Below are 17,654 nucleotides of genomic sequence, written 5' to 3' on the forward strand. Positions count from 1 at the left end.
ACCGCAGTTCTCAATCAGCAGTCGGAGCGTCCCGGAGGACCGGGCGGCCATTCCTTCCGAGCCACAAGCGGCAGACCACCATCAGCCACACCCGGTCCTCCCGGACCGCCTCACATTCTTAGGGAACCACCATGTCCGGTCACCCCCTGCTCACCGAGACCGCACCCCCGGCCGCGCACATCTCGGTCGCCGCCGACGGCGGCGGTGGCTCCGGACGCGCCGGGGCCACCGCCTTCGCCCTGCCCGGACTGGCCACCCTGGTCATCGGCGCCTTCACCCTGGCCCGGACCGCGGGCCGGCTGCGCGGCGGCAACGCCCGCACGGGCGCCTCGTGGCGCTGGCCGCCGGGCCGGTCAGCCTGGTCCTCAGCGCGCTGCACCTCGCCCGGACCACGGGCGGCTTCGGCAACGGGCAGGGCCGCGCGGGAGCCGTCATGGGGCTGCTCTTCGCCGGGACCGGGATCGCCCTCGGCGCGCTCGCGCTGGCCCGCACCCGCCGCACCGGGGCCGTCACCACGCCATAGGACACGTACGCCGTGGGCGCCCCCGCCCCCTCGGGCGCGGCCGATCCAGCCGGGCACGGTCAGGCCGGACTCGGAGGCCAGGATCACCAGTTGGGCGCGGTCCCGGACGCCGGTCCAGTCGCGCCGCGATCTCGCCGTCGTAGCCGTCCGCGAGGGGCGAAGGCGACCACGGAGGCGGCGCCGAACCCGATGGCGACGGCGAGGTGTCCCTCGTCGACGACGGTGTACAGGGCCACGACGAACACCAGCGTGATCGGGCCGGGTTGCTGGAGCAGCGCCCCGTACCCGGCCGTCGCGGCGAGCGCCACCGCGCCCAGCGCCACCGGGTGACGGCGGCGCAGGCAGAGCGCCCCGGCGGAGGCGAGCACGATCGGGAGGGCGGTCCGTTCGGCGGCGGTGTCGAGGCCGCGCGACTGCACGAGCAGGCCGAGCAGGGCGACCAGGCAGACGCCGAGAACCAGTGCCGTGTCCGCCACCGGCCGTGCCACCGCCGCCTCACCATGCGCCGAGCCCAACCCCGGTGAGCTGGCGGGAGAAGGCCCGCACCGCACACCTACGCGGAGGCGCGGCGGACGAGCGTGGTCGGCAGGACCACGCTGGTCGGGGGTGGTTCCACGGCGTCGCCGGTGGCGTGGCGGTCGAGGCGGTGCAGCAGGAGGCGGGCCATCAGACGGCCCATCTCCTCTATGTCCTGACGGATCGTGGTGAGCGGCGGATCCGTCTGTTCGGCGATGGGGGACATGTCGTCGAAGCCGATCACCGCGACGTCCTCGGGGACCCGGCGCCCGTGCTCGCGCAGCACCCGCAGGGCGCCGGAGGCGGTGAGGTCGTTGGCGGCGAAGACGGCGTCCAAGTCGGGGGCGTGGTCGAGAAGTTCCCGCATCGCCCGCTCCCCGCCCAGGGGGGTGAAGTCGCCCTCGGCGATCAGCCGTGGACCGGCGTCGACCATGATGTCCCGGTAGCCGTCGAGCCGGTCCACGGCGGAGGTCTGGTCGAGCGCCCCGGTGATGTGGGCGATCCGGGTGCGGCCGAGGTCGACGAGATGGCGTACGGCGTCCCGGGCGCCACCCCTGTTGTCGCTGTCGACGAAGACGGCCGCGGGGGGCCGCGCCCGCGCGCCCTCGCCCCAGCCGGGCCGTCCGCCGAACACGGTCGGCACCCCGGCGCCCTGGATCAGGCCGGGCAGCGGGTCGTCGAGGTGCAGGGAGAAGACCAGCGCCCCGTCGACATGCCCACCGGCGAGGTAGCGGCCGACCCGGGCGTGGTCGTCGCGGCCCTCGGTGAGGAGCAGGACGAGCTGGTTGTCGTGGGCGGTGAGTTCCTTGCTGATGCCGCGCAGTTGCCGGGCGAAGAAGGGGTCGGTGAAGACGCGGGTCTCGGGTTCGGCGATGACCACGGCGATCGCGTCGTTGCGTCGGGTCACCAGGGTGCGGGCCGCCTGGTTGGGGACGTAGCCGAGTTCCTCCACGGCCCTGCGGACCCGTTCGGCGAGGGCGTTGCGCACGCCGTTGCCGCCGTTGACGACCCGGGAGACGGTGGCCCGCGAGACGCCCGCACGCGCGGCCACGGCCTCCAGCGTGGGTCGCGACATTGCCTCGGTCACTTCCAGCACCCCTCCTGCGCGGCTGCGGATCAGGATAGCCGCGGGCAGGAGGGGGGACGGGAGACTTCCCAGGCGGGAGACCTCCCAGGCGGGGGACGGGAGACGCCCAGGCGGGGTGCGGGGCGGGCGGTTCAGTGGTGGGAGGCGTGGTCGTCGTCCGGGGCCGTCTCCGCCCGGGGTCCGTCCGCCGCCGTGTGGCCCTCGTGCGGGTCGTGGCCGGGGATGGTGCCGTCCGCCTTCTTCACCAGGAACAGACCCACCATCCCCATGTCGGAGTGGCTCTGCACATGGCAGTGGTACATCCAGGCCCCGGCGCCGACGCCCTCTCCGGCGATGACCTGGAAGCCGAAGGAGTCCGCGGGCCCCACGATCTTGTTGTCGATGACCGCGCTGGGGTCCTCGGGGCCGGTCAGCAGGCCGGTGCGGTTGTCGGCCCAGCGGTGACCGTGCAGGTGGAAGGTGTGGTAGAACTCGCCGTGCGTGATCATGACAAACTCGACGCGGTCGCCGACGGTCGCCTCGAAGTCGGGACCGGTGTGCGGCGCCCGGTTGTTGATCGACATGTCGTTGAAGACGATCGTGTGCGTCCGGTCCGGCAGGATGTCGCCCTTGCGGCGCACGATCACCGGCCCGTACAGCCCGTTGCGGATGCCGCCGGTGCCGTGGTCACCGCCGACCGCATGGTCGTGGTAGTGCCAGTACCCCGCGCTGCCGGGCCGCCAGGTGCCGTCCTTGCGGCGGCCGGGGGCGTGGGTGCGCCAGGTGTAGGTGCGGGTGCCGCCGGGTTCCACGGCGCTCTTGTTCTGCCGGGTGCCGTCGCTGGAGATCTCGTAGTCCAGGCCGTGCACATGGAGGCTGGCGGTCACGTCCATGGTGTTCTCCACCTCGACGTGCAGGGTGTCGCCCTCGTTGAGTTCGATCAGCGGGCCGGGGACGGTCGCCCCGCCCTTCTCCAGGCCGTATCCCATACGGCCGTCGGAGAGCCGTTCGATGTAGAGCCTGAGGTGCCTCACCTCGCCGCCCGCCGGTGCCGTGCGCACCGTCTGGGCGGCGGCGCTGCCCGCCTCCGAACCCAGGGACAACGATGTCGCGACGGTCGCGCCGCCCAGCAGCACCCCACGGTTGAACATGCGCCGGTCCAACCCACGTCTGGCCATGACGGACTCCCCACTCCCGAGCGAACGACCGAACAGCCGAACGCTCGAACTCCGCATTCCGGTACGGGCCTTGAGACCGTAACCGGGTCCGGGCCGTTTCTCCACACTCAGGACAAAGTTTGTTGTGTTCCGGTCGTTTCTCTTGGCGTACCGCGCAAAGGGGTCTAGCTTCCATGGCGCTGTTGCCGTGACCGAGGAGGGGTGGGTGACCACATGCGGTCCACTACGCACCAACGGCCCGGGAGAACAAGGCGGTTAACCGGCGGGCGACGAGCCCTGGCGGCCGTCCTGACCGCCGGATTCGTCACCGCGGGGCTGCTCAGCGGCACCGCGAACGCGGGCCCGGCCCCCGAGCCGACTCTGACAACGATGTCCGTCAAGTCGCCCCCGGGCGGCGCGAACGTACGGGTGCTGATCTTCCACGGCTCCGCCGCACCGGGCGGCGAGTCACCGGTCGTCAACGCCGGGATCGAGGCGATCGAACGGATCGGCCTGACCGGACCGGCGAACGAGCGCTTCAGGGTCGAGGCCACCGACGACGCCTCGGTCTTCACCAACGGGACCAGGCTCGGCCGCTTCAACGCCATCGTGTTCCTGACCGGTGGCGGGGACGTCCTCGACCCGGAGCAGGAGGCGGGCCTGGAGGCCTACATGGAGGCGGGCGGCGGCTTCGTCGGCCTCCATGACGCGGCCCGCGCCGAGCCGTACTCGGACTGGTTCACCGGACTGATCGGTGCCCGTCCGGCGGCGGCCTCCCCCACCGCCGTACAGCGCGCCACCGTCGAGGTCGGCGACCGTCGGCATCCGGCCACCAAGGACCTGCCGCTGGAGTGGAAGCGGCCGGACAAGTGGCTGAACTGGACCCGCAACCCGTCGGGCGAGGTGCACACGGTCGCCCGGGTGCGGGAGACGACGTACCAGCCGGGGTCGGCGGCCAACGGCTGGGACCATCCGGTCAGCTGGTGCCGGGACTACGACGGCGGACGCTCCTTCTACACCGGCATGGGCGGCACGGTGTCGTCGTACGACGAGACGGACTTCCGCACGCACCTGCGCGGCGCGCTGCTGTGGGCCACTCGCATCGCCCAGGCCGACTGCAAGGCCACGATCACCGGCAACTACAAGGCCGAGCGCCTGACGCAGCCCAACCAGCCGGGCCTGAGCGACCAGATCGGCGAACCGCACGGCCTGGTCACCGCCCCCGACGGCCGCGTGTTCTACATCGGACGGGGTGGCGGCGACTCCTCCCAGCCCGTGGTCACCGACTGGAACGACCCGGACATCGGCAAGGGCAAGGGCCAGATCCACGTCTACGACCCTCGGACCAGGCAGGTCACCCTCGCGGGCGAGCTGACGGTGTTCGGCAACAAGGGCGGCGGCGACGAGCTGGTCAAGGTCGAGGAGGGCCTGCTCGGCATCGAGCTTGACCCGGACTTCGAACGCAACGGCTGGGTGTACCTGCACTACACCCCGCACTCCGGGATCGACCGCGAGACGCGCATGGCGCAGCGGCGGGTCTCCCGCTTCACCCTCGACCCGGCCACCGACCGGCTCGACCTGGGCAGCGAGAAGGTGCTGCTGGAGTGGCCCGTGCAGATCCACAGCTGCTGCCACGCGGGCGGCGGGATGACCTGGGACTCCCAGGGCAACCTCTACATCGCGACCGGCGACAACAACTCCAGCGGCTTCAGCGGCGGTTACTCCGGCAACAACCCGCAGCCCAACTACCGGGGCGTCTCCTTCGCGGACGCGCGCCGCACCGCCGGCAACACCAACAACCTCAACGGCAAGATCCTGCGCATCCACCCGGAGCCGGACGGCACCTACACCCTCCCCGAGGGCAACCTCTTCACCGGCAGGGAGACCGCCGAGGGCGGCGGCAAGACGCGCGGCGAGATCTATGTGATGGGCGTGCGCAACCCGGCGCGCATCTTCGTCGACCAGCGCACGGACGTGCTGTACGCGGGCTGGGTCGGCCCGGACGCCTCGGCGCCGTCGACGACCTGGGGCCCGGCCAAGTACGACACCTTCGCCGTCATCACGGAGGCGGGCAACCGGGGCTGGCCGTACTGCATGGGCAACAAGCAGCCGTACCGGGACCGCAACCTGCCGGACCCGACGCAGCCGCTGGGCTGGTACGACTGCGACCACCCGAAGAACGAGTCGCCGAACAACGACGGGCTCGTCAACCTCCCGCCGGTCACCGGCAACAACATCTGGTACTCGCCCCAGGGCGGCGCCCCCGACTTCCCGCGGGACGCGTCCGGCGTGCCGTCGTACCAGCAGGACCAGGCGACGTACCGGCTGCCGTGGCTCAAGGGCGGTGGGCAGGCCGCGATGAACGGGCCGGTCTACCGGTACGACGACGTGGCGGCGGACAGCGCGGTCAAGTGGCCCGCGTACTGGGACGGCAAGTGGTTCGTCGGTGACTTCTACGACGCCGACCAGCCGCGCAACGCCGTGCTGATGGACCCGCGGAACCAGGGCGACGGCGGGCTGCCGGTGCACTCGGAGTCGCTGAAGAAGATCGTGCCGGTCGGCAACGACGGCATCAGGAACCTCATGGACTGGAAGTTCGGCCCGGACGGCGCGCTCTACGTCCTCGACTACGGGCGTGGCTTCTTCACCTCGGACGCCAAGTCGGCGCTGTGGCGGGTCACCTACACCGGCGGCGGGCCGACCCCGGCCGCCGACCAGCTGGCGAGAGGGGCGGTACGGTGACGCGCCGACGAAGAGTGTGGACGGCCCTCCTGGCGGCCGTACTGATGGTGCTCGGGCTCCAGGCCGCGCCCGCGGCCGGGCAGAGCGAGGCGCCGGGCGTGGCCGGGGCCGCGGCGGCCCAGGTGCTGACCTGGACGGCCGACGACGACATCACCAAGTACGCCTCGGCCCCGGCCACGGCGGTGGCGGGGGCGGCGACGATCGTCTTCGAGAACAGCGCGGCGACCGGCAACACCACGGGCATGCCGCACACGCTGACCTTCGTGACCAGCGACCCCGAGTTCAACAGCGATGTGCAGCTGAACATCCTGGCCAGTCCCAACGACAGCATGGGCGGGCGGCACACCGCCGAGGTCACGCTGACGCCGGGCCGGTACTTCTACCACTGCACGATCCCCGGCCACGGCCAGATGCAGGGGATCCTGGTGGTCACCGAGGGCGGCGGCGAGGACACCACCGCGCCCGAGGCCTCGGCGCGGGTGAGCGGCACCCAGAACACCGACGGCGCCTACGTCGGCGCGGCGACCGTCACGCTGGAGGCGACGGACGACGAGGGCGGCTCGGGGGTCGACCGCATCGAGTACGCGGTCGACGACGCGACGGCCTGGCAGCCGTACACCGCCCCGGTCGTCGTCGACCAGGTCGGCGAGCACACGGTCCGCTACCGCGCCCTCGACAGGGCGGGCAACGTCTCCGCGGAACAGAGCGTCGGCTTCACGGTCGTCGCCCCGCAGTCGGAGGACACGACCCCGCCGGAGACCTCGGCGACGGTCGCCGGTGAGCGCAACCCGGACGGCACGTACATCGACATGGCGACCGTCACCGTCACCGCCTCCGACACCGGCTCCGGCGTCAACGGCATCGAGTACGCGATCGGCGCGTCCGGCGCCTGGCAGCCGTACACCGCCCCGGTCATGGTCCACCAGGTCGGCACGCACACCGTGCGGTACCGGGCCACGGACCGGGCCGGCAACGTGGCGGCCGAGAAGAGCGTGCAGTTCACGGTGGTCGCCGCGGCGCCCGCGGACACCACACCGCCGGTGACCGGGGTGACCGTCGCCGGTGACCGCAACTCGGACGGCGCGTACATCGGCCGCGCCGAGGTGACCGTGACGGCGACCGACGAGGGCGGGTCGGGGGTGGACCGCATCGAGTACTCGCTCGACGGCGGACCCTACCTCGTCTACGGCGCGCCGGTCGTCATCGACCGCGCCGGGGCGCACACCCTCGCCTACCGCGCCACCGACAAGGCGGGCAACACCGCCGCGGCCCGCACGCTCAGCCTCACGGTCGTGTCGAGCCCCGTCCCGCCGCCCAACTGCCCGGAGTACGACGAGCGTCTGACGGTCGTCGTCGGCACGGTCGACTCGGGCGTGCCCAACCGGCTGACCGGCAACCGGTGCCGGATCGGCGAGCTGATCGAGGACGAGAAGGAGTGGACGTCCCACGCCCTGTTCCTCAAGCACGTGAAGTCCGTCCTGGACAGGCTGCTGAGGGACGGCGTGATCGACCAGCGCGAGTACAACGCGATCACCAAGGCGGCCCGTCAGTCCGGCATCGGCAAGCCCGGTCAGACCGAGGGCTACCGCAAGCTCTTCGACGGCAGCGCGGAGAGCTTCGCCCAGTGGCAGCACGTGGGCGGCGGTTCCTTCGCGCTGAACGACGACGGGTCGATGACCAGCGGCACCACCAGGTCGGGCCTCGGCATGCTGTGGTTCCCACAGCGCAAGTACGGCGACTTCTCGCTGCGCCTCCAGTGGCGCGACGACGCGCCGGGCACCGGGAACGCCAACTCCGGCGTCTTCGTCCGCTTCCCCTGGGTGCACGACCACCCCGAGGAGCCGCGCCCGGAGTGGGCCGCCATCAAGTTCGGCCATGAGGTGCAGGTCTTCGACCGGCCCGACGGCGACATGTACAAGACCGGCTCGGTCTACGGCTTCGACCGGGTGGGCCTCGCCGGGGCCCGGGTCACCCAGAAGGGAACGTGGAACGACTACGAGATCCGGGTGGTCGACCAGCACTACTCGGTCTACCGCAACGGCGTGCTGATCAACGAGTTCGACAACACCGGCGGCCAGCTCTTCGAGCCGCCCCGCGCGGACGACCCCGGCACCGACGGGCGGCGGTTCGCCTCCGGCTACATCGGGCTCCAGGTGCACGGCACGACGGACGTGGTCTCCTACCGGGACATCCGGATCAGGGAACTGTAGGGACCGCGGGCCCGCTCAGGGCTTGCGGGCCCGGCTCGGCTGTACCCGCTTGGGCTCCCCCGGCATCTTGGGGTACTCCGGCGGGTACGGCAGGTCGGCGAGCCCGTGCTCCCGCTCGTCCCTCGCCGCCAGCTCCAGCAGGGCGTCGAGGGAGAAGCGGTGGTCGTCCATGTCCGCGTGCACATCGCCGGCCTCGGCGTAGCGCGCGGGCATGGTCGTGATGTCGAAGTCCTCCGGCCGCGCGTCGCCGACCTCCTCCCAGCGCAGCGGGGCGGAGACGGGGGCGTGCGGCCGGGGCCGTACCGAGTAGGCGGATGCGATGGTGCGGTCGCGGGCGGTCTGGTTGTAGTCGACGAAGATCTTCCGCCCCCGCTCCTCCTTCCACCACTTGATGGTGACGTGCTCGGGCATCCGGCGTTCCAGTTCCCGCCCCACGGCGATGGCGGCCCGCCGCACCTGGGTGAAGGTCCAGCGCGGCTCGATCGGCACGAAGACGTGCAGCCCGCGTCCGCCGGAGGTCTTGGGCCAGCCGCGCAGCCCGCCGAACTCGTCCAGCACGGCCCGCAGTTCGTGGGCGGCCCGCACGGCGTCCCGGAAGTCGGTGCCGGGCTGTGGGTCGAGGTCGATGCGCAGCTCGTCGGGCCGGTCCACGTCCGCCCGCCGCACCGGCCAGGGGTGGAAGGTGAGCGTGCCGTACTGGGCGGCCCACACCACCGCGCCGACCTCGGTCGGGCACATCTCGTCGGCGCTGCGCCCGCTGGGGAAGGTGATGTGCGCGGTCGGAATCCAGTCGGGCATGCCCTTGGGCGCCCGCTTCTGGTAGAACCACTCCCCGCCCACGCCGTCCGGGTAGCGCTCCAGGGTGGTGGGCCGGTCGCGCAGGGCGCGCAGGATGCCGGGGCCGACGGCGAGGTAGTAGCGGGCCAGGTCCAGCTTGGTGTAGCCGCGCTCCGGGAAGAAGACCTTCCCCGGGTTGGACAGCCGTACCGTCCGCCCGCCCGCCTCCAGCTCCACCGCTTCAGCCATGGCAGCCACGGTAGGCGGACGGGGCGAACCTCGCACATGGAGCGTTTCGGCGCTCGGTGACCCAGGCAGGAGACGAGCCGCGGGCCCCGGGGCGGGGCCCGCGGCTCGTCTCCTGCCTGACACCTCACAGCAAGGCCGACCTCATGGCGAACGACCACACGTACCGCGACACCGCGGCCGACCTCCTGCCCCTCGTCGGAGGGGCCGGGAACGTGACGTCGGTGGCGCACTGCATGACCCGGCTCAGACTGGGCCTGCGCGACCGGTCCCTGGTCCAGCAAGAGCGGCTCGGGGCCCATCCCGCCGTGCTGGGCGTGGTCGAGGACGACACGTACCAGATCGTGCTCGGCCCCGGCACCGTCGCCCGCGTCACCCCGGAGTTCGAGGCGCTGGTGGAGCGGGAGCGCGGCCCGGCGGGCACGCCCGTGACCGCCGGGGAGCCGGCGGCCCGGGGCGCCGCGCTGCGGGCGGAGCACAAGGCGCGGAACGCCACCCCGTTCAAGCTGCTGCTGCGCCGGATCGCCGCCGTCTTCGTCCCGCTGATCCCCGCCCTCATCGGCTGCGGCATCATCGCGGGCCTCAACGGTGTGCTCGTCAACCTGGGGTGGCTGCCCGGGGTCACTCCGGCGCTGGCCGCCATCGCCTCCGGGTTCATGGCGCTGATCGCCGTCTTCGTCGGCCACAACACGGCGAAGGAGTTCGGGGGCACACCGGTCCTGGGCGGGGCGGTCGCCGCCATCATCGTCTTCGCGGGCGTGTCCCACGTGGAGGCGTTCGGCCAGCGGCTCTCCCCGGGGCAGGGCGGTGTCCTCGGCGCGCTGGGCGCGGCGTGGCTCGCCGTCCGGATCGAGAAGTGGTGCCGCCGCCGGGTCCCGGTCTCCCTCGACGTGCTGGTGACGCCGACGATCACCGTGCTCGGCGCCGGACTGGTCACCGTCTTCGGTCTGATGTACGTGGCCGGTGAGGTCTCGGCGCGGATCGGCGACGCCGCGGACTGGCTGCTGGACAACGGCGGCGCGGGCGCCGGACTCGTCCTCGGCGGCCTCTTCCTGCCGCTGGTCATGCTCGGTCTGCACCAGGCTCTCATCCCGATCCACACCACCCTGATCGAGCAGCAGGGCTACACCGTGCTGCTGCCGGTCCTCGCGATGGCCGGCGCGGGCCAGGTCGGTGCGGCGATCGCGGTCTACTTCCGGCTGCGGCACAACACCTCGGTCCGTACGACCATCAGATCCGCCCTGTGGCCGGGGTTCCTCGGCGTCGGCGAACCGCTGATCTACGGGGTGACGCTGCCGCTGGGCCGTCCGTTCGTCACGGCCGCCGCGGGCGGCGCCCTCGGCGGAGCGTTCGTCGGGCTCGTCAGCCAGCTGGGCACTCAGGTCGGTTCCACCGCGATCGGCCCGTCCGGCTGGGCGCTGTTCCCGCTGCTCGACGGTGACCGCGGCCTCGGCGAGGTGGTGGCGGTCTACGCCACCGGTCTGCTCGTCGGCTATGTGGGCGGCTTCCTCGCGACGTACTGCTTCGGCTTCACGAGGACCATGCTGGCGGAGCTGAACGCGGCGCCCGCACCGGCGGCACCGGCCGCGGGCGCGGCGCCCGCGGACCATGCGGCACCGGAGGGTGTCCCGTCCCGCCTCCGGTGATTTGCGCGGCCCCCGCGCGCCCCACAGAGTCGAACCATGGACCTGCCCGTCATGCCCCCCGTCAAGCCCATGCTCGCCAAGTCGGTGGCGAGGATCCCGCCGGGCATGCAGTACGAGGCCAAGTGGGACGGCTTCCGGGCGATCGTGTTCCGCGACGGGGACGAGGTAGAGCTGGGCAGCCGCACCGGCAAGACGCTCACCAGGTACTTCCCGGAGCTGGTGGCGGCATTGAAGGAGCGCGTGCCGCCGCGGTGTGTGCTGGACGGGGAGATCGTGATCGCCCGGGAGGGTCGGCTGGACTTCGACGCGCTGACCGAGCGGATCCACCCCGCCGACTCCCGGGTGCGGACGCTGGCCGAGCGGACGCCGGCGTCGTTCGTGGTGTTCGACCTGCTGGCGCTGGCCGACGAGTCCCTGATGGACACACCGCTGAGCGAGCGGCGGGCGCTGCTGGTCACGGCGCTGGACGGGGTGGCGCCGCCGGTGCACGTGGCGCCGGCCACCACCGACATCGAGGTGGCGCGGGAGTGGTTCGAGCAGTACGAGGGCGCCGGTCTGGACGGGGTCGTCGCCAAGGCGCCGACGCTGCGCTACCGGCCGGACGAGCGCGCCATGTTCAAGATCAAGCACGAGCGCACGGCGGACGTGGTCGTCGCGGGGTACCGGCTGCACAAGTCCGGTCCCGTCGTCGGCTCGCTGCTGCTGGGCCTGTACGACGGCACCGGCGCCCTCCAGCACGTGGGGGTGTCGGCGGCGTTCTCGATGCAGCGGCGCCGTGAGCTGGTCGAGGAGCTGGAGCCGCTGCGGATGGACGACGTGGCCGGGCACCCGTGGGCGGCCTGGGCGGACGAGGCGGCGCACGAGTCGGCCCGGCTGCCGGGGGCGCCGAGCCGCTGGTCGGGGAAGAAGGACCTGTCCTGGGTGCCGCTGCGGCCGGACCGGGTGGCCGAGGTCGCCTACGACCACATGGAGAACGGGCGGCGGTTCCGGCACACGGCCCGCTTCCGCCGCTGGCGCCCGGACCGTGCGCCGGAGAGCTGCACCTACGCCCAGCTGGAGGAGCCGGTCCGCTACGACCTGGCGGAGATCTTCGGCCGGGCCGGGTGACTCACGGCCGCATCAGGACCTTCACCGCGCCCTCCTGCTTGCGCTGGAACATCTCGTAGGCGTGCGGGGCGTCGGCGAGCGGCACGTGGTGGGTGGCGAAGTCGTCGACGCCGAGCGGGTCCTCGTCCGTCAGGTACGGCATGATGTCGTCGCTCCAGCGCCGCACGTTGGCCTGGCCCATGCGCAGCTGCACCTGCTTGTCGAAGAGGGTGAGCATGGGCAGCGGGTCCGCCGTGCCGCCGTAGACCCCGGACAGCGAGATGGTGCCGCCGCGCCGCACCAGGTCGATGGCGAGGTACAGGGCGGCCAGCCGGTCGATGCTGATGCGCTCGGCGAGCCGGCCGCTCACCGCGCGCGGCATCACGGACGTGGCCTGCTGCGCCAGCCGGGCGGCGGCGCTGCCGTGCGCCTCGGTGCCGACGGCGTCGATCACCGCGTCGGGGCCCCGGCCGTCGGTCTCGTCCTGGATGGCGGCGACGAGTTCCTTCTCCTTGTCGAAGGACCTGAGGTCGTACGTCTGCACACCGCGCGCCCTGGCCCGCTCCAGCCGTTCGGGGACCAGGTCGACGCCGAACACCCGTCCGGCGCCGCGCAGCTGGGCGATCCGGCAGGCCATGTCCCCGATGGGTCCGAGGCCGAGCACGGCGATGCTGCCGCCCTGCGGGACGTCCGCGTAGGCGACGGCCTGCCAGGCGGTGGGCAGCACGTCGGAGAGGTAGACGAAGCGGTCGTCGGGCGGGCCCTCGGGCACCTTGATCGGCCCGAACTGCGCCTGCGGCACCCGCAGGTACTCGGCCTGGGCGCCGGGCACCGCGCCGTAGAGCCGGGTGTAGCCGAACAGGGCGGCGCCCATGCCCTCGCTGGTGACCTGGGTGGTCTCGCACTGGGTGGGCAGCCCGGTCAGGCACATCCAGCAGTTTCCGCAGGCGATCTGGAACGGCACCACGACCCGGTCGCCCACCTGGAGGTCGGGCACCGCGGCGCCGACCTCCTCGACGATGCCCATCGGCTCGTGGCCGAGGATGTCGCCCGGTGTCATGAACGGGGTGAGCACCTCGTACAGGTGCAGGTCGGAGCCGCACAGCCCGGAGGAGGTGATGCGGATGACGGCGTCGGTCGGTTCCTCGATGCGCGGATCGGGCACGTCCTCCACCCGCACATCGCGCTTGCCCTGCCACGTCACTGCCTTCATCGTCTTCCGCTCCCTCCTGCACGCGTGGGCCGCCCGGGTACCCTCGCGGCCCGCGCGTGAAGCATCGGCACGGCCGGTGCGCCGATCGGCGTAGCGCCCACTGCCCCACGGTGGATTCGCCCTGGAGCGCCAGAAGCAGTCAGAAGCGTTCGGGTATGGCAATCGATACACCTATAAGCGCACAATCAATGACACAGGCAGGGCGGGTGGCAGCGGTGGGCACAAGTCGGGGCACCAGAGGGAGAGGGCGCGCGGGGCGCGCCACGTGGACGGCGGCCGTCCTGGCCGTAGCACTCACGGCGTCCCTGACGGCGGGCTGCTCGTCCGGCGGCGAGCGGGACGACGGGCGCTCACCGAGCGGCACCGCCTCCGGCGAGCGCACCCCGCCCGCGGCGGGCGGGGTACTGGCCGTGAAGATCGACAACGCCCGCAAGGCACGCCCCCACACCGGGCTCGACGCCGCCGACATCGTCTACGTCGAACAGGTCGAGGGGGGTCTGAGCCGTCTGCTGGCCGTGTACGCCACCCGACTGCCCGAGACCGTCGGGCCGGTGCGCAGCGCCCGCGAGTCGGACCTGGAGCTGCTGCGCCAGTTCCACCGGCCGACGCTCGCCTTCTCCGGCGTACAGAGCAAGCTGCTGCCGCTGATCGACGAGGCGCCGCTGCGGGCCGAGCCGCCCGGCCGGACCCGTGAGGCGTACTTCCGCGAGAACGACCGCCCCGCCCCGCACAACCTCTATCTGCGCCCCGACCGGCTGCTGCCCGCCGCCCCCGGCGCCCGCGCGCTGACCACCACCGGCTTCCGGCACGGGCCCGCGCCCGCGGGCGGCAGCCCCGAGACCTCCCGCACGGTCCGCTTCCCGGCGGCCTCCTTCACCTTCACCTGGTCCGCCCACCGGGACGGCTGGCTGGTCGCGATGGACGGCACCGACGCCAGGACCACCGACGGCCAGCGGGTGGCCCCGGCGACGGTCGTGGTGCAGCACGTGCACATCCGCACCTCGGACTTCCATGACTCGAACGGCAACGTCACCCCGTACATCGAGACCGTCGGCTCGGGTCGGGCGGAGGTGCTGCGCGACGGGAAGTCCTACGACGCCCACTGGAAGCGTGACGTCGCCACCGACGGCACCCGGTTCACCACCGGTGACGGTACGCCGCTGAACTTCGCCGACGGACAGGTGTGGGTGGTCTTCGTGAAGGCCTGAGCCGGTGCCGGGGTGCCCGGTCAGGGCGGGGTGAGGAGGGGTTCCGCCGGGTTGCGGAGCCCCTCCGCCGCGTCCGCGACCCGCCGGATCAGATCGAGGAAGACGCTCTGCTCCTCGGCGGAGAGGGGGGCCAGGAAGACCTGGTTCATCCGGGCCGTGCGCACGACCAGCTTGCGGTGGGCGCGCGCGCCGTCCTCGGTCAGGCGCAGCAGGAAGCGGCGGCCGTCCTGCGGGTCGCGGACCTTGTCGAGCAGTCCCCGGCGGGTGAGCCTGCTGATCACCTCGGCGATGGTGGACCGGTCCAGGCCCACCCGCTCCCCCACGCCGCGCTGGTCGAGGCCGGGCTCAGCGGCGAGCGCGTTGAGGACCGCGAACTGCGGTGACGTGGTCTCCTCCGAGACCATCGTGGTCCACAGCAGGTGGTGCGCCTGCTGGAGCCGCCGGGCGAGGTGCCCCGGGTGCTGGGAGATGTCCACCGCGGTCATGGGTGCCCCCTGGTCGGATTTCGTCGGTGCACTGAACAATATCGGGCCTTGACGCCGTGCCCCGCTGATGGCAGCGTGAAGAAAACTTCACGGAAATAGTCAGTGCCCTGATCAATGGCTGGCCAATCGGGGTCCGGACGCTCGGGAGAGATGGGGCTTGTCGGATGGACAAGGTGGTCGCCACGGCCGCGGAGGCCGTGGCCGATGTGCCGGACGGCGCGTCGCTCGCGGTGGGCGGGTTCGGGCTCAGCGGGGTGCCGAACGTGCTGATCCAGGCCCTGTACGAGCGGGGCGTGAGCGGTCTTCGGGTGGTGTCCAACAACTGCGGGGCGCTGGGGTCCGGGCTCGCGGTGCTGCTGTCGGCGGGGCGCATCGCCCGGGTCACCGGCTCCTACATCGGGGGCAACAAGGAGTTCGCCCGGCAGTACCTGGCCGGGGAGATCGAGGTGGAGATGATCCCGCAGGGCACGCTGGCCGAACGGTTGCGGGCCGGGGGCGCGGGCATCCCCGCCTTCTACACCCCCGCCGGGGTGGGCACCCAGGTCGCCGAGGGCGGGCTGCCCTGGCGGTACGACGGGTCCGGCGGGGTCGCGGTGGCCTCACCGGCGAAGGAGGTACGGGACTTCGACGGCACCGAGTACGTGCTGGAGCGCGGTATCCGCACCGACTTCGCGCTGGTGCGGGCGGCGCGCGGGGACCGGCACGGGAACCTGGTGTTCAACAAGTCCAGCCGGAACTTCAACCCGCTCGCCGCGATGGCCGGGCGGGTGACGGTCGCCGAGGTGGAGGAGCTGGTGGAGCCCGGCGAGATCGACCCGGACGCCGTGCACCTGCCGGGGATCTTCGTACGGCGCGTGGTCGCCCTCTCCCCGGAGCAGGCGGCGGACAAGGGGATCGAGAACCGGACGGTGAGCGTCTGATGGCCTGGACCCGTGAGCAGATGGCCGCCCGCGCCGCGCGCGAACTGCGCGACGGCCAGTACGTCAACCTCGGCATCGGACTGCCGACACTGATCCCCAACCACCTCCCGCCCGGCGTCGAGGTGGTGCTGGAGTCCGAGAACGGCATCCTCGGCACCGGCCCGTACCCGGCCGCGGACGCCGTCGACCCGGACCTGATCAACGCGGGCAAGGAGACGGTGACCGTCCTGCCCGGCGCCTCCTTCTTCGACTCCGCGCTGTCCTTCGGCATGATCCGCGGCGGGCACATCGATGTCGCGGTGCTGGGCGCGATGCAGGTGTCGGAGCGGGGTGACCTCGCGAACTGGGCCGTCCCCGGCAAGATGATCACCGGCATCGGCGGGGCGATGGACCTGGTGCACGGGGCCCGTACGGTCATCGCCGTCATGACGCACACGGCCAAGGACGGCTCCCCCAAGATCCTCGCGGAGTGCACCCTGCCGCTCACGGGCCGGGGGTGCGTGAACCGGGTCATCACCGACCTGGCCGTGATCGACGTGACCCCCGACGGGCTCGTCCTCGTCGAGACCGCGCCCGGGGTGACCGCGGACGAGGTCACCGCCCGCACCGACGCCAAACTGACCCTCGCGGAGAACCTGCTGTGAACCCGGTCTACATCGTCGACGCCGTACGCACCCCGTTCGGCAAGTACAACGGCTCCCTCGCCGCCGTCCGCCCCGACGACCTCGCCGCCCACACCCTGCGTGCCCTCCTGGAGCGCACCCCCGCCCTCGACCCGGCCCGCGTCGACGACATCTACCTCGGCAACGCCAACGGCGCGGGCGAGGAGAACCGCAACGTCGCCCGCATGGCCGCCTTGCTCGCCGGGCTCCCCACCAGCGTCCCCGGCGTCACCGTCAACCGCCTGTGCGCCTCCGGCCTGGAGGCCGTGATCCAGGCGGCCCGCGCCATCGCGGCCGGGGACGCCTCCGTCGCCGTGGCCGGCGGCGTCGAGTCCATGACCCGCGCCCCCTACGTCCTCCCCAAGAGCGACCGGCCCTTCCCCGCCGGGCACACCGAGCTGTACTCGACCACCCTCGGCTGGCGCATGGTCAACCCGAGGATGGACCCGCAGTGGACCATCCCGCTCGGGGAGTCCGCCGAACTCATCGCCGATAAGCACGACATCACCCGGGAGCGGCAGGACGAGTACGCCCTGCACAGCCACCACAAGGCAGCCCAGGCCCAGCGGGCGGGCCTCTTGGACGCCGAACTCACCCCCGTCCCCGTCCCCCGGCGCAAGGGCGACCCCGTCCCCTTCACCGCCGACGAGTGCGTCCGCCCCGACGCCTCCCTGGACGCGATGGCCCGGCTCAGGCCGTCCTTCCGCCCCGAGGACGGCACCGTCACCGCGGGCAACGCCTCCCCCCTCAACGATGGCGCCGCCGCCCTGCTCCTCACCGACGAGGCGGGCCTGAGGGCCACCGGCCGCGAACCCCTCGCCCGGATCTCCGCCACGGGCGTCTCCGCCTGCGACCCGCACCACTTCGGCCTCGCCCCCGTGGAAGCCGTCAACCGCGCCCTGGCCAAGGCGGGCCGCACCTTCGACGACCTCTCCGTCCTCGAACTCAACGAGGCCTTCGCCGCCCAGGTCCTCGGCTGCCTCGCCGAGTGGCCCGGCCTCGACCCGGCGGTCCTCAACCCGCAGGGCGGCGCCATCGCCCTCGGCCACCCCCTCGGCGCCTCCGGCGCCCGCCTGGCCGGAACCCTCGCCCACCAGCTCGCCCGCAAGGGCAGCGGCACCGGCATCGCCGCCCTCTGCATCGGCGTCGGCCAGGGCCTCGCCCTCACCCTAGAACGCTAGCCGTCCTCCCCCAGTC

The 17,654-nt window shown here is 72.5% G+C and carries 15 protein-coding genes; 9 read left to right on the forward strand and 6 right to left on the reverse strand.

Annotated features, from left to right (window positions below; translation table 11 throughout):
- Positions 1-331 precede the first annotated feature (331 nt).
- Positions 332-523, forward strand: a complete 192-nt coding sequence (locus KBY47_RS26860; RefSeq protein WP_210925268.1) for a DUF6223 family protein — start codon at positions 332-334, stop codon at positions 521-523.
- Positions 524-606: 83 nt separating this feature from the next.
- On the opposite strand, the gene KBY47_RS26865 is transcribed toward KBY47_RS26860, so the two are convergent.
- The 3 genes from KBY47_RS26865 to KBY47_RS26875 all read right to left on the reverse strand — a co-directional run bounded on the left by KBY47_RS26865 (position 607) and on the right by KBY47_RS26875 (position 3,268).
- On the reverse strand, positions 607-1,011 hold the full coding sequence (locus KBY47_RS26865; protein ID WP_210925271.1) for a hypothetical protein: 405 nt from the start codon (positions 1,009-1,011) through the stop codon (positions 607-609).
- Positions 1,012-1,076: 65 nt separating this feature from the next.
- Positions 1,077-2,126, reverse strand: a complete 1,050-nt coding sequence (locus KBY47_RS26870) for a LacI family DNA-binding transcriptional regulator (protein WP_210925273.1) — start codon at positions 2,124-2,126, stop codon at positions 1,077-1,079.
- Positions 2,127-2,257: 131 nt separating this feature from the next.
- Positions 2,258-3,268, reverse strand: coding sequence for a multicopper oxidase domain-containing protein (locus KBY47_RS26875; protein ID WP_210925402.1), 1,011 nt, complete (start codon positions 3,266-3,268; stop codon positions 2,258-2,260).
- Between the two features lie 228 nt (positions 3,269-3,496).
- On the opposite strand from KBY47_RS26875, the gene KBY47_RS26880 reads away from it, so the two are divergent.
- Both KBY47_RS26880 and KBY47_RS26885 read left to right on the forward strand, forming a co-directional pair.
- On the forward strand, positions 3,497-6,004 hold the full coding sequence (locus KBY47_RS26880; protein ID WP_210925275.1) for a ThuA domain-containing protein: 2,508 nt from the start codon (positions 3,497-3,499) through the stop codon (positions 6,002-6,004).
- Positions 6,005-6,048: 44 nt separating this feature from the next.
- The gene (locus tag KBY47_RS26885) at positions 6,049-8,214 is read left to right on the forward strand and encodes an OmpL47-type beta-barrel domain-containing protein (RefSeq protein WP_210925404.1); all 2,166 of its coding nucleotides are present in this window, start codon (positions 6,049-6,051) and stop codon (positions 8,212-8,214) included.
- Between the two features lie 15 nt (positions 8,215-8,229).
- On the opposite strand, the gene ligD is transcribed toward KBY47_RS26885, so the two are convergent.
- Positions 8,230-9,240, reverse strand: coding sequence for a non-homologous end-joining DNA ligase (gene ligD, locus KBY47_RS26890; RefSeq protein WP_210925276.1), 1,011 nt, complete (start codon positions 9,238-9,240; stop codon positions 8,230-8,232).
- A 143-nt stretch (positions 9,241-9,383) separates the two neighbouring features.
- On the opposite strand from ligD, the gene KBY47_RS26895 reads away from it, so the two are divergent.
- Positions 9,384-10,883 (forward strand): PTS transporter subunit EIIC, encoded by a 1,500-nt coding sequence (locus KBY47_RS26895; RefSeq protein ID WP_210925277.1) that lies wholly within the window; start codon positions 9,384-9,386, stop codon positions 10,881-10,883.
- Positions 10,884-10,919: 36 nt separating this feature from the next.
- A complete protein-coding gene (locus KBY47_RS26900) occupies positions 10,920-11,990 on the forward strand; it encodes an ATP-dependent DNA ligase (RefSeq protein WP_210925279.1) in 1,071 nt (356 codons plus the stop codon).
- A 1-nt stretch (position 11,991) separates the two neighbouring features.
- Here the strand turns inward: KBY47_RS26900 and KBY47_RS26905 are convergent, their stop codons facing one another.
- Complete coding sequence (locus KBY47_RS26905; protein WP_210925281.1) at positions 11,992-13,182, reverse strand: zinc-dependent alcohol dehydrogenase; 1,191 nt, start codon at positions 13,180-13,182, stop codon at positions 11,992-11,994.
- Positions 13,183-13,370: 188 nt separating this feature from the next.
- Here KBY47_RS26905 and KBY47_RS26910 point away from each other — a divergent pair, with 188 nt between their 5' ends.
- Positions 13,371-14,390, forward strand: a complete 1,020-nt coding sequence (locus KBY47_RS26910; RefSeq protein WP_210925284.1) for a DUF3048 domain-containing protein — start codon at positions 13,371-13,373, stop codon at positions 14,388-14,390.
- 20 nt (positions 14,391-14,410) lie between these two features.
- On the opposite strand, the gene KBY47_RS26915 is transcribed toward KBY47_RS26910, so the two are convergent.
- Positions 14,411-14,875: a MarR family winged helix-turn-helix transcriptional regulator gene (locus KBY47_RS26915; protein WP_210925285.1), complete on the reverse strand. Its 465-nt coding sequence runs from the start codon at positions 14,873-14,875 to the stop codon at positions 14,411-14,413.
- A 164-nt stretch (positions 14,876-15,039) separates the two neighbouring features.
- Here KBY47_RS26915 and KBY47_RS26920 point away from each other — a divergent pair, with 164 nt between their 5' ends.
- Genes KBY47_RS26920 through KBY47_RS26930 form a run of 3 tightly spaced genes read left to right on the forward strand, consistent with a single transcriptional unit; the run spans position 15,040 to position 17,638 of the window.
- The gene (locus KBY47_RS26920; protein ID WP_210925288.1) at positions 15,040-15,795 is read left to right on the forward strand and encodes a CoA transferase subunit A; all 756 of its coding nucleotides are present in this window, start codon (positions 15,040-15,042) and stop codon (positions 15,793-15,795) included.
- Positions 15,795-16,439 carry a CoA transferase subunit B gene (locus KBY47_RS26925; protein ID WP_210925289.1) on the forward strand — a complete coding sequence of 215 codons (645 nt, stop codon included), beginning with the start codon at positions 15,795-15,797 and terminating at the stop codon, positions 16,437-16,439. The genes KBY47_RS26920 and KBY47_RS26925 overlap by 1 nt, the downstream gene beginning before the upstream one ends.
- On the forward strand, positions 16,436-17,638 hold the full coding sequence (locus KBY47_RS26930) for a thiolase family protein (RefSeq protein WP_210925291.1): 1,203 nt from the start codon (positions 16,436-16,438) through the stop codon (positions 17,636-17,638). Before KBY47_RS26925 ends, KBY47_RS26930 begins: the two co-directional genes overlap by 4 nt.
- Positions 17,639-17,654 lie beyond the last annotated feature (16 nt).

The organism is Streptomyces sp. B93, assembly GCF_018070565.1.
GTDB lineage: Bacteria > Actinomycetota > Actinomycetes > Streptomycetales > Streptomycetaceae > Streptomyces.